At 65.9% G+C, this 16,147-nt stretch carries 15 protein-coding genes; all 15 read left to right on the top strand.

Annotation, left to right across the window (positions count from 1 at the left end; genetic code table 11):
- Positions 1–29: 29 nt before the first annotated feature.
- The 15 genes from leuD to purF all read left to right on the top strand — a co-directional run bounded on the left by leuD (position 30) and on the right by purF (position 16,128).
- The gene (gene leuD / locus U741_RS0114865; RefSeq protein WP_029891236.1) at positions 30–668 is read left to right on the top strand and encodes a 3-isopropylmalate dehydratase small subunit; all 639 of its coding nucleotides are present in this window, start codon (positions 30–32) and stop codon (positions 666–668) included.
- A 33-nt stretch (positions 669–701) separates the two neighbouring features.
- Positions 702–1,781 (top strand): 3-isopropylmalate dehydrogenase, encoded by a 1,080-nt coding sequence (gene leuB, locus U741_RS0114860; RefSeq protein WP_029891235.1) that lies wholly within the window; start codon positions 702–704, stop codon positions 1,779–1,781.
- A 285-nt stretch (positions 1,782–2,066) separates the two neighbouring features.
- Complete coding sequence (gene asd / locus U741_RS0114855) at positions 2,067–3,191, top strand: aspartate-semialdehyde dehydrogenase (protein WP_029891234.1); 1,125 nt, start codon at positions 2,067–2,069, stop codon at positions 3,189–3,191.
- Entirely contained in the window at positions 3,188–4,099 is a 912-nt protein-coding gene (locus U741_RS0114850) for an Asd/ArgC dimerization domain-containing protein (RefSeq protein ID WP_029891233.1), read from the top strand. Before asd ends, U741_RS0114850 begins: the two co-directional genes overlap by 4 nt.
- A 100-nt stretch (positions 4,100–4,199) precedes the next feature.
- Positions 4,200–7,007 carry a motility hub landmark protein FimV gene (locus tag U741_RS0114845; protein WP_029891232.1) on the top strand — a complete coding sequence of 936 codons (2,808 nt, stop codon included), beginning with the start codon at positions 4,200–4,202 and terminating at the stop codon, positions 7,005–7,007.
- Positions 7,008–7,033: 26 nt separating this feature from the next.
- A complete protein-coding gene (locus tag U741_RS18685; RefSeq protein WP_152551632.1) occupies positions 7,034–7,672 on the top strand; it encodes an energy-coupling factor transporter transmembrane component T in 639 nt (212 codons plus the stop codon).
- Entirely contained in the window at positions 7,669–8,460 is a 792-nt protein-coding gene (gene truA / locus U741_RS0114835; protein ID WP_043110297.1) for a tRNA pseudouridine(38-40) synthase TruA, read from the top strand. The genes U741_RS18685 and truA overlap by 4 nt, the downstream gene beginning before the upstream one ends.
- A 7-nt stretch (positions 8,461–8,467) precedes the next feature.
- Entirely contained in the window at positions 8,468–9,124 is a 657-nt protein-coding gene (locus U741_RS0114830; RefSeq protein WP_029891229.1) for a phosphoribosylanthranilate isomerase, read from the top strand.
- Positions 9,125–9,129: 5 nt separating this feature from the next.
- Complete coding sequence (gene trpB / locus U741_RS0114825; protein WP_029891228.1) at positions 9,130–10,329, top strand: tryptophan synthase subunit beta; 1,200 nt, start codon at positions 9,130–9,132, stop codon at positions 10,327–10,329.
- On the top strand, positions 10,326–11,153 hold the full coding sequence (gene trpA / locus U741_RS0114820; protein WP_029891227.1) for a tryptophan synthase subunit alpha: 828 nt from the start codon (positions 10,326–10,328) through the stop codon (positions 11,151–11,153). The genes trpB and trpA overlap by 4 nt, the downstream gene beginning before the upstream one ends.
- A gap of 48 nt (positions 11,154–11,201) precedes the next feature.
- Positions 11,202–12,083 (top strand): acetyl-CoA carboxylase, carboxyltransferase subunit beta, encoded by an 882-nt coding sequence (gene accD / locus U741_RS0114815; protein WP_029891226.1) that lies wholly within the window; start codon positions 11,202–11,204, stop codon positions 12,081–12,083.
- Between the two features lie 19 nt (positions 12,084–12,102).
- Positions 12,103–13,401 (top strand): bifunctional folylpolyglutamate synthase/dihydrofolate synthase, encoded by a 1,299-nt coding sequence (locus U741_RS0114810; protein WP_052378875.1) that lies wholly within the window; start codon positions 12,103–12,105, stop codon positions 13,399–13,401.
- A complete protein-coding gene (locus U741_RS18680; protein WP_052378874.1) occupies positions 13,394–13,990 on the top strand; it encodes an SPOR domain-containing protein in 597 nt (198 codons plus the stop codon). The genes U741_RS0114810 and U741_RS18680 overlap by 8 nt, the downstream gene beginning before the upstream one ends.
- A gap of 64 nt (positions 13,991–14,054) precedes the next feature.
- On the top strand, positions 14,055–14,573 hold the full coding sequence (locus tag U741_RS18005; RefSeq protein WP_052378873.1) for a CvpA family protein: 519 nt from the start codon (positions 14,055–14,057) through the stop codon (positions 14,571–14,573).
- A gap of 40 nt (positions 14,574–14,613) precedes the next feature.
- Positions 14,614–16,128 carry an amidophosphoribosyltransferase gene (gene purF, locus U741_RS0114795; protein ID WP_029891222.1) on the top strand — a complete coding sequence of 505 codons (1,515 nt, stop codon included), beginning with the start codon at positions 14,614–14,616 and terminating at the stop codon, positions 16,126–16,128.
- Positions 16,129–16,147: the final 19 nt, after the last annotated feature.

The raw sequence follows: 16,147 nt of genomic DNA, 5'->3' as shown, positions 1-16,147 counted from the left end.
ACTTTTGAATCGTTTTTTCGAGGTGAGCCATGAAAGCCTTTACCCAAGTCACCGCCAAGGCCTTGCCGCTGGATCGTCCCAACGTGGACACCGACGCGATCATTCCCAAGCAGTACCTGAAGTCGATCAAGCGCACCGGCTTCGGGCCGTTCCTGTTTGACGACTGGCGCTACCTCGACCCCGGCACCCTGGATGTTGACCCCGCGACGCGGCGGCTGAATCCCGACTTCGTGCTCAACGATGCCAAGCACGCGGGCGCCGAGATTCTGCTGGCGCGCGACAACTTTGGCTGCGGCTCGTCGCGCGAGCACGCGGTTTGGGCGCTGGACGACCAGGGCTTTCGCGCCGTGATTGCGCCCAGCTACGCCGATATCTTCTTCTCCAACTGCTTCAAAAATGGCTTGCTGCCGGTTGCATTGAAAGAGGACGAAGTGCAGGCATTGTTCGAGGTCGTGAACGCCGATGCCAACGCAAGTATCACCATTGATTTACCGGCTCAGCAGGTGCGTCTGCCCGATGGACGAAGCTTCGCGTTCGACATCAATCCGCACCACAAGCACAACCTGGTCAATGGCCTCGACGAGATTGGCCTGACCCTGCAAAGCGCCGATGCCATCCGTGCCTACGAGGCCAAGCGTCGCGCGCAGACGCCTTGGTTGTTTGCCTGACGCCGCACTTCACCACGACTGACGAGACGCACTATGAGCAAGAACATCCTCATCCTCCCCGGCGATGGCATCGGCCCCGAAATCATGGCCGAAGCGGTCAAGGTGCTGGAACTGCTCAAGGCCGAGGGCGAAGCCCTGAACTGGTCGTTCGGCCTACTCGGCGGCGCGGCGGTGGACGCCGAAGGCCACCCGTATCCGCAATCGACGCAGACGGCCGCGCGCGCCGCGGACGCCATCCTGATGGGCGCGGTCGGCGGCCCGAAGTACGACGACCTGCCGCGCGAGCTGCGCCCCGAGCGCGGCATCCTCGGCATTCGCAAGGATCTGGCTCTGTTCGCCAACCTGCGCCCCGCGCTGGCCTATGAAGCGCTGGCGGCGGCCTCGTCGTTCAAGCCCGAGATCATTGCCGGACTCGACATCTTGATTCTCCGCGAGCTCACCGGCGACATTTACTTTGGTCAGCCGCGCGGCCGTCGCACCAATGCCGACGGCGAAGACGAAGGCTTCGACACCATGCATTACGCGCGCTCTGAGATCGAGCGCATCGGTCACGTCGCCTTTCAGGCCGCACAAAAGCGCAGCAAGCGGCTTTGCAGTGTCGACAAGGAGAACGTGCTCGACACCTCACGGCTGTGGCGTGAAGTGATGATCGGCCTGTCGTCGCAGTACCCCGACGTCGAGCTGACCCACATGTACGTCGACAACGCCGCCATGCAGTTGGTGAAACGGCCGAAGCAGTTCGACGTGATGGTCACCGGCAACATTTTTGGCGACATCCTGTCTGACGAAGCCTCGATGCTCGGTGGCTCCATCGGCATGCTGCCCTCGGCCTCGCTCGACGTGAACAACAAGGGGCTTTACGAACCCATTCACGGCAGCGCGCCCGACATCATGGGCCAGAACAAGGCGAACCCGTTGGCGACCGTTCTGTCGGTGGCGATGATGTTCAAGTACAGCTTTGATCGTCCCGACGTGTCCGGCCGCATTGAAGCCGCCGTCAAGGCCGTGCTGCAGGCGGGCCACCGCACCGGCGACATCGCCATGCCAGGCGAGCAGGTGATCGGCACGCGCGAAATGGGCGCGGCGTTTTTGGCGGCGATGACGGGCGGTTGAGAAGAGTCAAAAACATTTCAACGCAAAGGCGCAAAGAGGAAAGAAAGGACGCAAAGAAGAAACCGATGAGGAAACTGTGCGCACTGACAGGGTCTTCCCTGATTTTTTTGTTTCTCTTCGCGTCCTCGCTTTTTCCCTTTGCGCCTTTGCGTTAAATATTTTGATTTGTGTGTTGGAACAGAACAGCAGCCAAGTAGGTCGGGTTTCAACCCGACAGGCAAGGTTCGAAGTCGGCCTGAAGGCCGACCTACATGAGCCCTTTGAACGTAAAACAGGATGGACGTGATGACCAAAGTCGGATTTGTCGGGTGGCGCGGGATGGTGGGGTCGGTGCTGATGGCACGCATGCAGGCCGAGGGTGACTTCGGGCTGATCGAGCCACACTTTTTTTCGACCTCGAACGTCGGCGGCGCCGGTCCGCAGATTGAAGGCTGCACCACGCAAGCCCTGAAAGACGCCAACGAGGTTGCTGCACTGGCGGCAATGGACGTGGTCATCACCTGCCAGGGCGGCGACTACACCCACGCCGTGTTCCCCAAGCTGCGCACCAGCGGCTGGAACGGCTACTGGATTGACGCCGCCTCGACGCTGCGCATGAAGGACGACGCGGTCATCGTGCTTGACCCGGTCAATCGCCAGGTGATTGATGACGCACTGGCGCGCGGCATCAAGAACTTCATCGGCGGCAACTGCACCAACTCCATCCTGCTGATGGGTGTGGGCGGGCTGTTCCGCGAAGGATTGGTGGATTGGGTCAGCTCGATGACCTATCAGGCGGCGTCGGGTGGCGGGGCCAACCACATGCGCGAGCTGCTCACCGGCATGGGCGCAGTACACGGCGCCGTAGCCGCCGAGCTGGCCGACCCGGCCTCGGCCATTCTCGACATCGACCGCAAGGTGGCTCAGGCCATCAACAACGAAGTGCCCACTGAATACTTTGGTGCACCGCTGGCGGGTGGGTTGATTCCATGGATCGATGCCCAGCTCGACAATGGCCAGAGCAAGGAAGAATGGAAAGGTCAGGCCGAGGTCAACAAGATCCTCGGTAATGCCAAGCCGGTGCCGGTGGACGGCCTGTGCGTGCGCATCGGTGCCATGCGTTGCCACAGCCTGGCACTGACGTTGAAGCTGCACCAGGACATCCCGCTTGGCGAGATTGAGCGCATCATCCGCTCCGGCAATGACTGGGTGAAGTGGGTACCCAACGAGCGCGAGGTCACGGTCAAGGAGCTGATTCCCGCCGCCATCACCGGTGGGCTGGAGATTGGCGTGGGGCGCGTCCGCATGCTCAATCTTGGCCCGCAGTACGTGTCGGCCTTCGTGATTGGCGACCAGTTGCTGTGGGGCGCCGCCGAACCGCTGCGGCGCATGCTGCGCATCCTGTTGACCACGCCCGGTCTCAAGGCTTGAGCGCCGATCCGCTGATCGCCGTCCTCGGCGCCGACAGCCCGGTCGGCGAATTGCTGATTGACGCCCTGGCCGACGCGGGTCATGCGCGCCGTGCGGTGCTGGCGGTCAACGCCGCTGATATTGACGACGACTTGCCCGACGGCATCGCTGCGGCCTGCGCCGACGGCTCGGTGCCTGGGGCAGCGGCGCGACTCGCGACCTTGGCCAGGCAGGGCGTTGCCGCACTGGGGTTGAACGATGCGGGCGAAGACGGCTGGCCAGTCATGGTCGCGGCGGATGACCCCCTGCCGTCGCAGCGCTTGCAACTGGCGAGCAGTGGCTGGGTGGTGCTCGCGAAGTTGCTACGTCCTTTGCACGCCGCGTTTGGCGTCAGTGCCGTGACGGCCTCGGTGATGCAGCCCGCCTCGGAACGGGGCAGCGCCGCGCTGGAGATTCTTGGCCAACAGACCGCTGCGGTCTTGAACTTTCGTGACCCCCCCGCCGGGGTCTATCCGCAACGCATCGCCTTCAACACCCTGCCGGTCGCCCCGGCGCCGGAGCGGCATGCCGCGGCTGCCGCAGCCTTTTGGTCCGGTGCCGAGCGCCGCATCCAGTTGCAATGCTGGGATGTGCCGGTGTTTGTCGGCCTGTCGATCAGCGTCTTCATCACCCTCGAGAGCGACACGATTGACGCCGCAGCCGTGTGCGCCTGTCTGGCGAAAATTCCCGGTGTGGTGGTCAGCGACGCCACAGACGAGGTGCCCTCGCCGGTCACCTTGATGGCGTCCGACGGCGGCGTACGGGTACGCGATGTGCATGTTGCAGAGCGCCGGTTACAGTTGGCGGTGGTGGCCGACAATCTGGGAATCGGCGCCGCCGAACCCGCTGCACGCTTGCTGCGACGGCTGTGCGGTTCTACAGTCCGGTAGTTTTTCAGCCAATTGAAGGAACTGCGGTTTAAAGTTCGTGTGATCTATCAGGGCTGACCGCGTCAGGTTGCCAAGCCGCCTGAATCCAAGGGAGAGGGAAATGCGTCGTTTTTGGGTTGCGTCACTGAGCGTTGCCGCTCTGATCGGTACGTCGACCGCCATGGCGCTCGGCTTGGGCGAGATACAGGTGCGGTCCGCGTTGAACCAACCGTTCGTGGCGCAGATTCCATTGCTGGCCGTGCCCACCGACGACGTCGATGCCGTGCGCGTCAAGCTCGCCGACGGTGCCGATTTTGAGCGCATGGGCATCGAGCGCGCCGATTACCTCAGCAACCTTGAGTTCAAAGTGGTCGCGGGCAGCCCGCCACGCATCGAGATCAACGCCTCGCGCGCCGTGCGCGAACCATTTCTGACCTTCTTGCTTGACGTGCGCTCGGCCACCGGCCGCGTGCTTCGCGAGTACACCGTCTTGCTTGACCCGCCGCCGCCGATCATTGCCGGCCGCAGCAGCGACACACCCGCGCCGCCCCCGACACTTCCGCGCCAAGTGGCCACGCCGTCGCCGACCACGCGGTCGCCCGCCCCGACGCCCGTGGTCGCCACGCCAGCACCGACGGCCGCACCCACGGTAACGCCAACCGAGGTGTCGACCGCCGCGCCAACGGCTGTGCCCACCCGCGCGTCGGCAACCCCGCCCGCGAAGACGACCGCCAGCGACGCGCCTTCGCCGACGCCGTCCGCGACCCAGCAGTACACCGTCAAGCCGCGCGAAACCCTGTGGGGTGTGGCCACCGCCGTGCGCCCGGACGCCGACGTCGAGATGAACCAGGTCATCTATGCGCTGATCATGGCCAACCCGACGGCGTTTGATCGGGGTCGGTTTGAAGGCCTGATGAAGAACGTCACACTCGATGTCCCCAGCCGCGACGCCATGCTCAGGACCTCGGCGCAGGAAGCGCAGGCCGCCGTCGCCGCCATGCGTCGCAGTGGCCGTATCGACGGCCGAGCGGCGTCTGCCGCGCCGCGCCAGGCGCCGGCAGCCACGGCCCGGCCCATCGCCACATCGACACCCACCGCCACATCGACGCCCACCGCGACCCCGACGGCCACGCCGACGGTGACCGCCACCCCCAGTGCAACGCCGGCGCCGATGGCGGCTGACGACAACCCCGACGATGCCAGCGCGGCTGCTCCGGCCGTTGATGGCACCCTACCGGGCGCCCCTGCCGAAGCGGATGCCGACGCTGACACCGCTGCCGGCACAGCAGACCCGTCGGCGATGGACGATGCCGAAACCGGCCTCGATGATGCGGGTCTTGGCCCGGATTCCGACCTTGACACCGGCGCGGAACCTGATGAAGCCCAAACCGGCGGCGTTGACGGCGTCGGCGACGTCGATGACCCGCTGGCGGTCGACACCGAGCGCGACGCTGCCGAACCCGCCGTCAGCGGCTCGGGCGCTGATGCGTCGCCTGGCGTGCCGCTTTGGCCGTTATTGCTGCTGGTGATCGTGGTCGGCTTGATTGTCGTGCTGCTGGTTCGCCGCCGCCGCCAGGCAAGCGCCGACACGGCCAGTGTCGTTCCGCCTCCGCCTCCGCCTGCGCCGAAGAAGTCGTCGCCCAACCTCAATGCTGCCCCCGCTGTCGGGGGGGGTGCTGCCGTCAGCGCGGCACCGCCGGCCTCGGTTGAGGCTGCGCAGCGCCAGGCCGACGAAGCCGAGGCACTGTTCATGGCTGCCTATGCCGAAGAGCAGGCCGATGCCGAGCGGACCCGTGCGCAGGCCGACCCCGCCAACCTTGACGACATTCCCGATTTTGACGCCGCACAGGTGATTGACGCGCCTGCCGACAAGACGTCATCGCAGCGTGATCCAGTCGAGTCCGATTTCAACGATGATTTTGATGCCGGTCTCGACCCTGAGAGTGGCTGGGCCAAGGCGGACGCGCTGCTGTCAGAGCTTGACGCGCCGACACCAACGCCGACACCCGAACTTCCCGACATTCCGGCCGACACCACGCCCGCCGCGGCGATCGATGATGATCCCTTGGCGCAGGCCGACGCGCACATGTCCTTTGGCCTTTACGACGACGCGCTCGACGCGCTCGACACGGCGCTGGAAGGTGACCCGTACCGCGCCGAATGGCTGGTCAAGCGCGCCGAAGTGTTGCTCGATGCCGGGCGCGTGCGCGCTTTCATCGCTGCCGCCAAAGACGCCAAGCCCCACGTCAATGACGCCCAGTGGCAGGCGCTGGTCGAAGCCGGCCGCCGGGTCGCGCCTGACGCGCCGCTGTTTGCTGCCGATGCGGCGGCGCAGGACGCCGTTGTTGATGTGGAGTCGCCCGCGGCCCCGCTGCCGGACGATGGCGGCCTCGACTTCAGCCTCGACGACCTGCCGTCGCCCGATCCGTCCGACGTGCTGCAAGCCCCGGGCGCCACCCCTTCGGCGCCGGAAAACTTCATTGGCTTCGACCTAAAGTTTGATGCCCCCGAGCCTGCCGCAGCCCCTGCAGCCCCTGCAGCCCCTGCGACTCCGCCGGCGGCAGAAGGCGACGACCCTGGCGTCGATTTTGACCTCAGCGGTTTCGACGACGCGCCGCCGCCCGCAGTGCCGACGACCCCGTTGCAGGCCGCCGAGCCGGGTCCGGCGATTGATGAGCTGGATGCCCTTGATGACTTCAAGCTCGACGACTTCGCGCTCGACAAGGAGCTGACGCCAGAGACCGACGCCGAAGCCGACAGCGATTCGCTGGGAACCGGTGACGAAGCGGCCACCAAGCTCGATCTTGCCCGTGCCTACGTCGACATGGGCGATGCCGAGATGGCGCGCGCGCTGCTCGGCGAAGTGCTGGTCGAAGGAAACGACACCCAGCAGGACGAGGCGCGCAGCCTGATGTCGCGGCTGGGTTGAGCGTGGTGGCGGGCACCGGGCGTGGCTTGCGTCCGCTCACCCGGGTGTTGATGCTGATCATCATCGCGCCGGCGCTCAGCAGCCTGCCGCTGGCCGATCTGCTGGTGCTGGCCTTCGGTTTGATCACCGCTTATGCCGTCACCGAGCCCGGTGCGCTGCGGCGGCTTCGCTTCGGTGTGATGCGGCTGCGCTGGCTGCTGCTCAGTATTGTCGTGCTCTACCTCGGCTTTACCCCTGGCGAAGCCCTGACGCCCTGGACACCCGGCCTCAGTTGGGAAGGCTTGTGGGAAGGCAGTCGGCGCATTCTGGTGTTGGTCAGCCTGTTGGCGGCGGTCTACTGGTTGCTGTCGGTCACCCCGGTGCCGCAACTGGTGGCCGCCCTGGACCAGTTGCTGACGCCGTTGTCGCGCCTCGGCGTGCCGACCGGCCGCGCCACGGCGCTGCTGGCCTTTACGCTGTCGGCGGTTGATGGGGTTGAGGCGCGCTACCGCAAGCTCAAGGCGCAGGGGCTCAAGGGGCTGGACCTCGCGGCAGCATGGATTGCAGAGATTGAGCGCCAGCCGCCGACCTCGACGCATCACGTGCTGGCCTTGCCCTGGCCACGGCTCTGGGAGTGGGGACTGCTGGTGCTGCTGGTGCTGGGGGTCTGGCTTTGGCCGCGATGAATCAGCGCTGGGCTGCGGGCGTCGAATATCTGGGCAGCGGCTATTCCGGCTGGCAGCGGCTGCCCGACCAGACGACCGTGCAAGGCACCGTCGAGGCGGCCTTGAGCACCGTCGCCGATCATCCGGTGCAGATCGTGACCGCCGGACGCACCGATGCCGGCGTACACGCGCTGCAACAGGTGATTCACTTCGACAGCAGTGCCGCGCGGCGTCCCTACGCATGGCTGCTGGGCACCAACAGCCTGCTGCCGCCCGATGTCAGCCTGCGCTGGGCGATGCCCGTGTCGGATCGCTTTCACGCCCGCTTTGAGGCCAGTGCCCGCGAGTACCGCTATCTGATCCTCAACCAACGCGCGCGCAGCGCCCTGTGGGGTGGGCGCGCCACCTGGGAGATGCGCCCGCTCGACGAGGTCGCCATGCATCGTGCGGCACAGGCGCTGGTGGGGCGGCATGACTTTTCCAGCTTTCGCGACACCCGCTGCCAGGCGCCCAACCCGGTGCGCGAACTGGCCCACGTCAATGTCGTGCGCGACGGCGTCATGATCGGGATCCACGTCCTCGGCAACGCGTTTTTGCACCACATGGTGCGCAACATTGTCGGCAGCCTGGTCGAGGTGGGTCTCGGCCGCCGGCCCGAAACATGGATCGCCGACGTGCTGGCGGCGCGTGACCGCCGCCTCGCCGGCATGACCGCCGCCGCCGATGGTCTGTACTTCGTCGGACCGCGGTACCCGCTCGCGTTCGAGATTCCTGCACCGCCGCCCTGGCCTTACCCGGCGGGCTCATAATTGCGCCATGAATGACGCCGCACAGTTACGCCCCCACCGCACCCGCATCAAGTTTTGCGGCATCACCCGCGCCGAAGACCTTGATCTGGCCGTGGCCCTGGGCGTCGACCTCGTGGGCTTCGTGCTGGTGCCGCAAAGCCCGCGCGCGATCAATGCCGGGATCGCCGAGACCCTGCGTCACCGTCTGCCGCCGGGGGTGGCGAGCGTGGCCTTGTTCAAGGACGCCCCGGCCGAGTGGATTGACGCTGCGCTGGCAACGTTCTCGCCCGACTGGTTGCAGTTTCACGGCAGCGAGTCTGCTGCCGACTGCGCGCGCTTCGGTCGGCGCTGGTTCAAGGCGCTGGCGATGAAGGGTGGGGCCGATCTTGTTGCCGCGTCCGCCGCGTTTGCCGGCGCCGGGGCGTTGTTGCTAGACGGTCATGCACCGGGGGCAATGGGCGGCAGCGGTGAAACCTTTGACTGGCAAGCTGCGCAGCAGCGCCTGCCGATGCCCCTGATCGTGGCGGGCGGACTGCACCCAGGCAACGTGGCCGAGGCCATCGCCGTCGCGCGACCATTTGCGGTGGATGTCTCCAGCGGCATCGAGTCGCGGCCGGGCATCAAGGATTCCGGCAAAATGGTGGACTTTGTCGCGGCGGTGCGCGCTGCGGACGCATTAGGTTGAACGCTATGCCCTATGACTTTCCGGATGCCCGCGGGCATTTTGGCCCCTACGGCGGTCAGTTTGTCGCCGAAACCCTGATGGAACCGTTGGCGCGGCTCAGCGAGGCCTACGCGCGTCTCAAGGACGACCCGACGTTCCTGGCCGAGTTGGACAACGACCTCAAACACTATGTCGGCCGGCCCAGCCCGCTATATCACGCCGAGCGCCTGACGGCGAAGTGGGGCGGTGCGCAGATCTGGCTCAAGCGCGAAGACCTGAACCACACCGGTGCGCACAAGATCAACAACACCGTCGGTCAGGCCCTACTCGCCAAGCATTTGGGCAAGACCCGCATCATTGCCGAGACCGGCGCCGGCCAACACGGCGTGGCCAGCGCCACCATCGCCGCGCGCCTGGGTCTGAAATGCGTGGTCTACATGGGCGCTGAAGACGTCGAGCGGCAGTCGCCCAACGTGTATCGAATGAAACTGCTGGGCGCAGAGGTGATTCCGGTTCGAAGTGGCACGCAGACGCTCAAGGACGCGCTCAACGAGGCGCTGCGCGATTGGGTGACCAACGTCGACGACACGTTTTATGTGATCGGCACGGTGGCCGGCCCGCACCCGTACCCGATGCTGGTGCGCGACTTCAATGCCGTGGTCGGCCGCGAACTGCTGGTGCAATGCCCGGCGCGCATCGGTCGCATGCCGGACGTGCTGGTCGCTTGCGTCGGCGGTGGCTCGAACGCCATCGGCATGTTTCACCCATTCATCGGCATGGACGGCGTTGAGTTGGTCGGTGTCGAGGCCGGCGGTTACGGCATCGACACGCCCGACCATGCTGCACCACTGTCGGCCGGAACGCCCGGCGTGCTGCACGGCAACAAGACCTACATCATGGCCGACGCTGACGGCCAGATTTCGAACACCCATTCGATTTCGGCGGGCCTGGACTATCCCGGCGTCGGCCCCGAGCACGCGTGGCTTAAGGACAGTGGGCGCGCCCGCTATGTGGCGATCAACGATGACGCCGCGCTGGCCGCCTTCCATGAGTTGACCCGCGTCGAGGGCATCATCCCGGCGCTGGAACCGTCCCACGCGCTGGCTTACGCCAAAGTGCTGGCGACTGAGTTAGGGCCTGATCGGCACATCGTGGTCAACCTCTCGGGTCGCGGCGACAAGGATATTTTCACCATTGCCAAGCGCGAGGGCATTTCCCTCACATGAGTACCCAATCCTCGGCGTCTGGCCGCTTGAACGCCACCTTTGCGCGGCTTCGGGCCGACGGCCGCAAGGCCCTGATTCCGTACATCACCGCCGGTGACCCGCACCCCGGTCACAGCGTCGCGTTGATGCACGCTTTGGTGGCCGGCGGGGCCGACATCATCGAACTCGGCATGCCGTTCTCTGACCCGATGGCCGATGGCCCGGTGATTCAACTGGCCTGCGAGCGGGCGCTCAAAGCCGGCACCACGTTGCGGCGCACCCTCGCGCTGGTGAGCGAATTTCGCCAGACCGATGCGCAAACGCCGGTGGTGCTGATGGGGTATCTCAATCCTATCGAGCGCTTCGGCTTGGCCGACTTCGCCGACGCGGCCGACCATGCCGGGGTCGATGGCGTGCTGATTGTCGACCTTGCCGTTGAAGAAGCCGACGCTTATCTGCCGACGCTGACCGCACGCGGGTTGGCGCCGATCTTCCTGGTGTCGCCCACCACGCCGATCGCGCGGGTCGCGACCATCGCTGAGCACGCGGCGGGGTACCTGTATTACGTGTCGCTCAAGGGCGTCACCGGCGCCGCCAATCTTGATGTCGATGCAGTGGCGACCCAGGTCGCCGCACTGCGCGGGGTGACGCAGATTCCCGTGGCCGTTGGTTTTGGCATTCGCAGCCCGGAAACCGCCGCCGCCGTGGCGCGCGTTGCCGATGGCGTGGTGGTCGGCAGCACGCTGGTCAACCAGATTGCCGAAGGCGTCGATCAACCGGATGGGCTGCCGGCACAGTTGACGGCAACATTGGCGGCACTGCGCCGTGCCATGGATGCAGGGTAGGGTGGTGGGTAAGCCGTATGATTCCCGTCCGTTTTCGGAGGTTCGGTCTTGAGTTGGCTCGATAAAATTACCGGTTCCAAGCTGGTCAGCGCCGCGCAGCGCACGCGCAACGTGCCCGAAGGCTTGTGGATCAAGTGCGACAGCTGCCACGCGGCGCTGTACCGCACCGAGTTGGAGCGCACCCTTGAGGTGTGCCCCAAATGCAGTGCCCACCGACCGATTCGCGGTCGCGCGCGCTTGCAGCAGTTTCTCGACGAAGACGGGCGTGAAGAACTGGCGATGGACGTCAGCCCGCTGGACCCCCTCAAGTTCAAGGACGGTAAGCGCTACAAGGACCGTATCAAGGCCGCTCAGTCCAGCACCGACGAGCGCGATGCGCTGATCGTGATGCGCGGTCGTCTGCACGGCCTTCCACTGGTCGCCAGTGCGTTCGACTTTGCCTTCATGGGCGGGTCGATGGGGTCGGTGGTCGGTGAAAAATTCGTTCGCGGTGTCGAGGCCGCCATTCAGCAGGGCAGTCCCTACATCTGCTTCTCGTCCTCGGGCGGCGCGCGCATGCAGGAGTCGCTGTTCTCGCTTTTCCAGATGGCGAAAACCTCGGCGGCGCTGGCCAAACTGTCGGACCGTGGCCTGCCGTTCATCTCGGTATTGACCCACCCCACCACCGGCGGCGTGTCGGCCAGTCTGGCGATGCTCGGCGACGTCAACATTGCCGAGCCCAATGCCCTGATCGGTTTTGCCGGCGCGCGCGTGATTGAGCAGACCGTTCGCCAGAAGCTGCCGGAAGGCTTTCAGCGCGCCGAGTTTTTGTTGGAGCACGGCCACATCGACCTGATCATCGACCGCCGCGAAATGCGCGAGCGGGTGCACCGTCTGTTGGCGATCCTGACCCACGCGTCGCCCTTGCCCAGCAGCCCCGCCGCCGCATGATCGAAGGCCTGCATTCGGAGTGACCACCGACTTGGCGGCCTCGCCCGGACCGCACGCCAGTCTCGCGCTGTGGCTGGACTGGCAACTCGCCCGGCACCCCACCGAGATCCAGTTGGGTCTTGATCGGGTGACCGAGGTCGCTGACCGCCTGGGCCTGCGGCAAGCGCCGCCGCTGACCGTGACGATTGGCGGCACCAACGGCAAGGGCGCCGCCACCCGGCTGGCGGCTGACCTGCTGCAGTTGGCGGGTCAGTGCGTGGGTCAGTTCACTTCGCCGCACTTGCATGACTACACCGAGCGCATCGTCGTCGACGGTTCGCCGGTCAGTCCGGCGACCATCGTCGAGGCGTTTTGCGCCATCGAGTTGGCGCGCGGCGACACGCCGCTGACCTATTTTGAGTTCGGCACGCTGGCGGCGCTGTGGGTGTTCCGCGCGCGCGGCTGTACCGCGCAGGTGCTGGAGGTGGGCCTGGGCGGGCGGCTCGACGCGGTCAATCTGCTCGACGCCGACGCCGCGCTGGTCACCAGCATCGGCACCGATCACGGCGACTGGCTGGGCGAAAGCCGCGAGGCCATCGGGGTTGAGAAGGCCGGCATCTTTCGCGCCGGGCGTGTGGCGGTCTGCGCCGAACACGCGCCGCCCGTCAATTTGGCACCGCACCTCGCCCAGGCAGGCATCACGCCGCTGTGGATCGGCGATGATTTTTCGGTGATCGACAGCGGCGGCGTGCAATGGCAATGGCAACGCAAAGGCGGCCAGACGCGGCGACTGTCGAAGCCGCCACGGCTGCCAGGCCTGCATCAATTGCGCAATGCCGCGGGCGTGATCACCCTGCTCGACGGTCTGGCGCCGCGTGTGGCCCTGACCAATGACCTGATCGACACCGCCCTGCGCCGCTGGCAGTTGCCAGGGCGCTTTGAGCGCGTCGGGCGCCATGTGCTCGATGTGGCGCACAACGCCGAAGCGGCGTTGGCGCTGGCGGCGCTGCTGCCCGGCCTGCCGCAGCCGGTGCATCTGGTGCTGGGCATGCTCGCCGACAAACCCGCCGATGCCGTGCTGGCGGCGCTTGCCCCACAGGTGCAATCGGTGTTGCTGGTCGACACGGCGGGGCCACGCGGCCAGTCGGCGCTCGCGCTGGCGCAACGCTTGGCCGCTGCGTCGGAGACGCTGCCACGGCAGCCCGAAGTGATTGGCGACCTGGCCAGCGCATTGGCGCGCGCTGCCGAAGGTGACGGCACGGTGCTGGTCAGTGGTTCGTTCATGACCGTTGGCGCGGCCCGCGCCATGCTGATCGGCGAGGAGGCGGCGAGTGGATGAGGGTCTGATACGCCGCCTGCTGGGCGGGCTGGTGTTGATCGTGCTGGCATGGCTGGCTGCCGCCTTGCTGCCGCCCCCGAAGCCGGTCACCGAGCGCGATGAAGACACGGTGGTGATCGACCTGCGTCCGGCTGAAGCGCCGGCGCCCGGCGTGTCGGCGCTGCCGTCTGCTGAGCCGACCTCGGCGGAGACCGTCGAGACACCTTTGACGACGCCGGTGCCGGTGGCCACCCCGGTGGTGCCGACCGCGCCGGCGGCCACGCCACGGCCGACTGCGGCACCGACCCCGGCGGTCCGACCCAGCCCGACCGCCGCGCCACCGCCAGCGCCGACCGCTGCACAGGCGCCGCCGGCAGCCGGTGACTTCTGGGTTCAGGTCGGCGCCTATGGCACGCGTGAAAGCGCCGAACAGGTGCGGGAGTCGCTGGGCGTGGCTGGACTTTCAGCGCGGGTGATCAGCGCTGATGTCGGGGGCAAGCAGGTGCATCGGGTCCGCGTCGGGCCGTTCAAGTCGCGCGCCGCGGCCGAGTCGGCACACGCGCGCGCGGTGTTGCTCGGCTACGACAATGCGCAGGTGGTGGGGTCGTGATCCGACGGCCATCATCGTGGTCGCGGATGATAAAATCTCGAATGGCTGAGACACAGGGCGCCCGATGAATTGGTTGGACTACGTGATTCTCGCGACGCTGGTGCTCTCGACCCTGGTCGGCGTGATTCGCGGTGTGGTGCGCGAAATGTTCGGCCTTGGCACCTGGGTTTTTGCCTTCGTGATGGCTTTTTACTTTGCCGATGCTGCAGCCTCGGCGCTGTCAGGGCTGATTGGCGATCCAGCCTTGCGGGTGCTGACCGCCTACGCGGGTGTGTTTCTGGCGGTCCTCGCCATCGGCGCCATCTTGACCGCGCTGCTCGCCAACTGGATTCGCCAAACCGGCCTTTCGGCGGCTGATCGCACCCTGGGCGGTGGTTTCGGTCTGGTGCGTGCGGTGCTGTTGGTGGGCGCGGGGGCCTTGCTGGTCGACCTTGCCGAGGCCCAAGACGCCTCTTGGTGGCAGAACTCCGATCTGGCCGGTCATTTCGACATTGTCCGGCGGGCCATCGCAGCCATGCTGCCCGAGGCCTGGCTGGACGCACTGCGGCCCGACCCGGTGGACACGTCGGCGCCGCAAACCTGACGTTCGCTGTTCTCTTTTTTGCTTCTAGCGCGGAGTTGCCATGTGTGGAATCGCCGGAGTCGTCTCGCAGTCCGGGCCGGTGGCCCAGGAGCTGTTTGACGCGCTGACCATGCTGCAGCACCGCGGGCAGGACGCCGCAGGCATCATCACCAACAACTTGCAACGGCTCTACCTGCGCAAGGAAAACGGTCTGGTGCGCGACGTGTTTCACAAGGAAGAGCACATGGTCGGCTTGATCGGCCCCATGGGCGTTGGGCACGTTCGCTACCCGACCGCGGGGCGCTCCAGCATGGCCGAAGCGCAACCGTTTTATACCAACACGCCGTTCGGCATCTCGCTGTCGCACAACGGCAACCTGACCAACGCCGACGAGCTGAAGCAGGCCCTGTTTGCCGAAGACCGGCGACACCTGAACACCGACTCCGACTCGGAAGTGCTGCTCAACGTCTTCGCCCACGAACTGATGATGCGCAACACCCAGCGACTGGTGCCCGAGGACGTGTTTGCGGCCGTCTCCGGCGTGCACCGCCGCTGCCGGGGGGCCTACGCCTGCGTGGCGATGATCACCGGCTACGGGCTGGTGGGCTTCCGCGACCCGTTCGGCATTCGGCCGGTGGTCTACGGCAAGCGTGAGACCGCACACGGCGTCGATTATCTGATCGCCTCCGAAAGCGTCGCGCTTGATGCGCTGGGCTACGAGTTGCTCGGCGATATTTTGCCCGGCGAGGCGATTTACATCACCCTTGAAGGCGTGCTTCACAAGCGGCAGTGCGCCGTGAATCCGATCTACTCACCGTGCATTTTCGAGCACGTGTACCTCGCCCGGCCCGACTCGGTGATGGACGACATTTACGTTTACAAAGCCCGGCTGCGCATGGGCATCAAGCTGGCCGAAAAGATTCTGCGCACCTGGCCGGACCACGACATTGATGTCGTGATCCCGATTCCCGACACCTCGCGCGTTGCCGGCGCCGAATTGGCCGCGCGGCTGGGCGTGAATTACCGCGAAGGTTTCATCAAGAATCGTTACATCGGCCGCACCTTCATCATGCCCGGCCAGGCGCAGCGCAAGAAAAGCGTGCGCCAGAAACTCAACCCGGTGCCGATCGAGTTCAAGGGTAAAAACGTGATGCTGGTGGACGACTCCATCGTCCGCGGCACCACCAGCCAGGAGATCGTACAGATGGCACGCGAGGCCGGCGCCAACAAGGTGTATTTCGCCTCGGCGGCGCCGCCTGTCCGGTTTCCCAACGTCTATGGCATCGACATGCCGTCGGCCTCCGAACTGGTTGCCCATGGCCGTACCGATGCTGAGCTCGAGCAGTTGCTCGGCGCCGACCGGCTGATTTACCAGGATCTCGAAGACCTGATCGATGCGGTTCAGCACAAGGAGTCGAAAATTCAGCGCTTCGACACCTCGGTGTTCACGGGCGAGTACATCACCCAGGACATCACCCATGAGTACCTCAGCCAGCTGGAATTGTTCCGGTCTGACGCCGCCAAACAGCAGCGCGACCGCAGCAACCAGACACTGATCGACATTCATAACGCTTGAGCCGCGCGGCGGTTTGGGC

It is taken from the genome of Polycyclovorans algicola TG408, from assembly GCF_000711245.1.
Taxonomy (GTDB): domain Bacteria; phylum Pseudomonadota; class Gammaproteobacteria; order Nevskiales; family Nevskiaceae; genus Polycyclovorans; species Polycyclovorans algicola.
The sequence above is the reverse complement of the archived record's forward strand: the minus strand, read 5'-3'. Positions and strand labels throughout refer to the sequence as shown.

Bases quoted from the DNA above. Each gene is read 5' to 3' on its own strand.
- trpB (WP_029891228.1), top strand. From the start codon at position 9,130: ATGCCCTATGACTTTCCGGATGCCCGCGGGCATTTTGGCCCCTACGGC.
- trpA (WP_029891227.1), top strand. From the start codon at position 10,326: ATGAGTACCCAATCCTCGGCGTCTGGCCGCTTGAACGCCACCTTTGCG.
- U741_RS18005 (WP_052378873.1), top strand. From the start codon at position 14,055: ATGAATTGGTTGGACTACGTGATTCTCGCGACGCTGGTGCTCTCGACC.
- leuB (WP_029891235.1), top strand. From the start codon at position 702: ATGAGCAAGAACATCCTCATCCTCCCCGGCGATGGCATCGGCCCCGAA.
- asd (WP_029891234.1), top strand. From the start codon at position 2,067: ATGACCAAAGTCGGATTTGTCGGGTGGCGCGGGATGGTGGGGTCGGTG.
- U741_RS0114845 (WP_029891232.1), top strand. From the start codon at position 4,200: ATGCGTCGTTTTTGGGTTGCGTCACTGAGCGTTGCCGCTCTGATCGGT.
- U741_RS0114830 (WP_029891229.1), top strand. From the start codon at position 8,468: ATGAATGACGCCGCACAGTTACGCCCCCACCGCACCCGCATCAAGTTT.
- leuD (WP_029891236.1), top strand. From the start codon at position 30: ATGAAAGCCTTTACCCAAGTCACCGCCAAGGCCTTGCCGCTGGATCGT.
- truA (WP_043110297.1), top strand. From the start codon at position 7,669: ATGAATCAGCGCTGGGCTGCGGGCGTCGAATATCTGGGCAGCGGCTAT.
- purF (WP_029891222.1), top strand. From the start codon at position 14,614: ATGTGTGGAATCGCCGGAGTCGTCTCGCAGTCCGGGCCGGTGGCCCAG.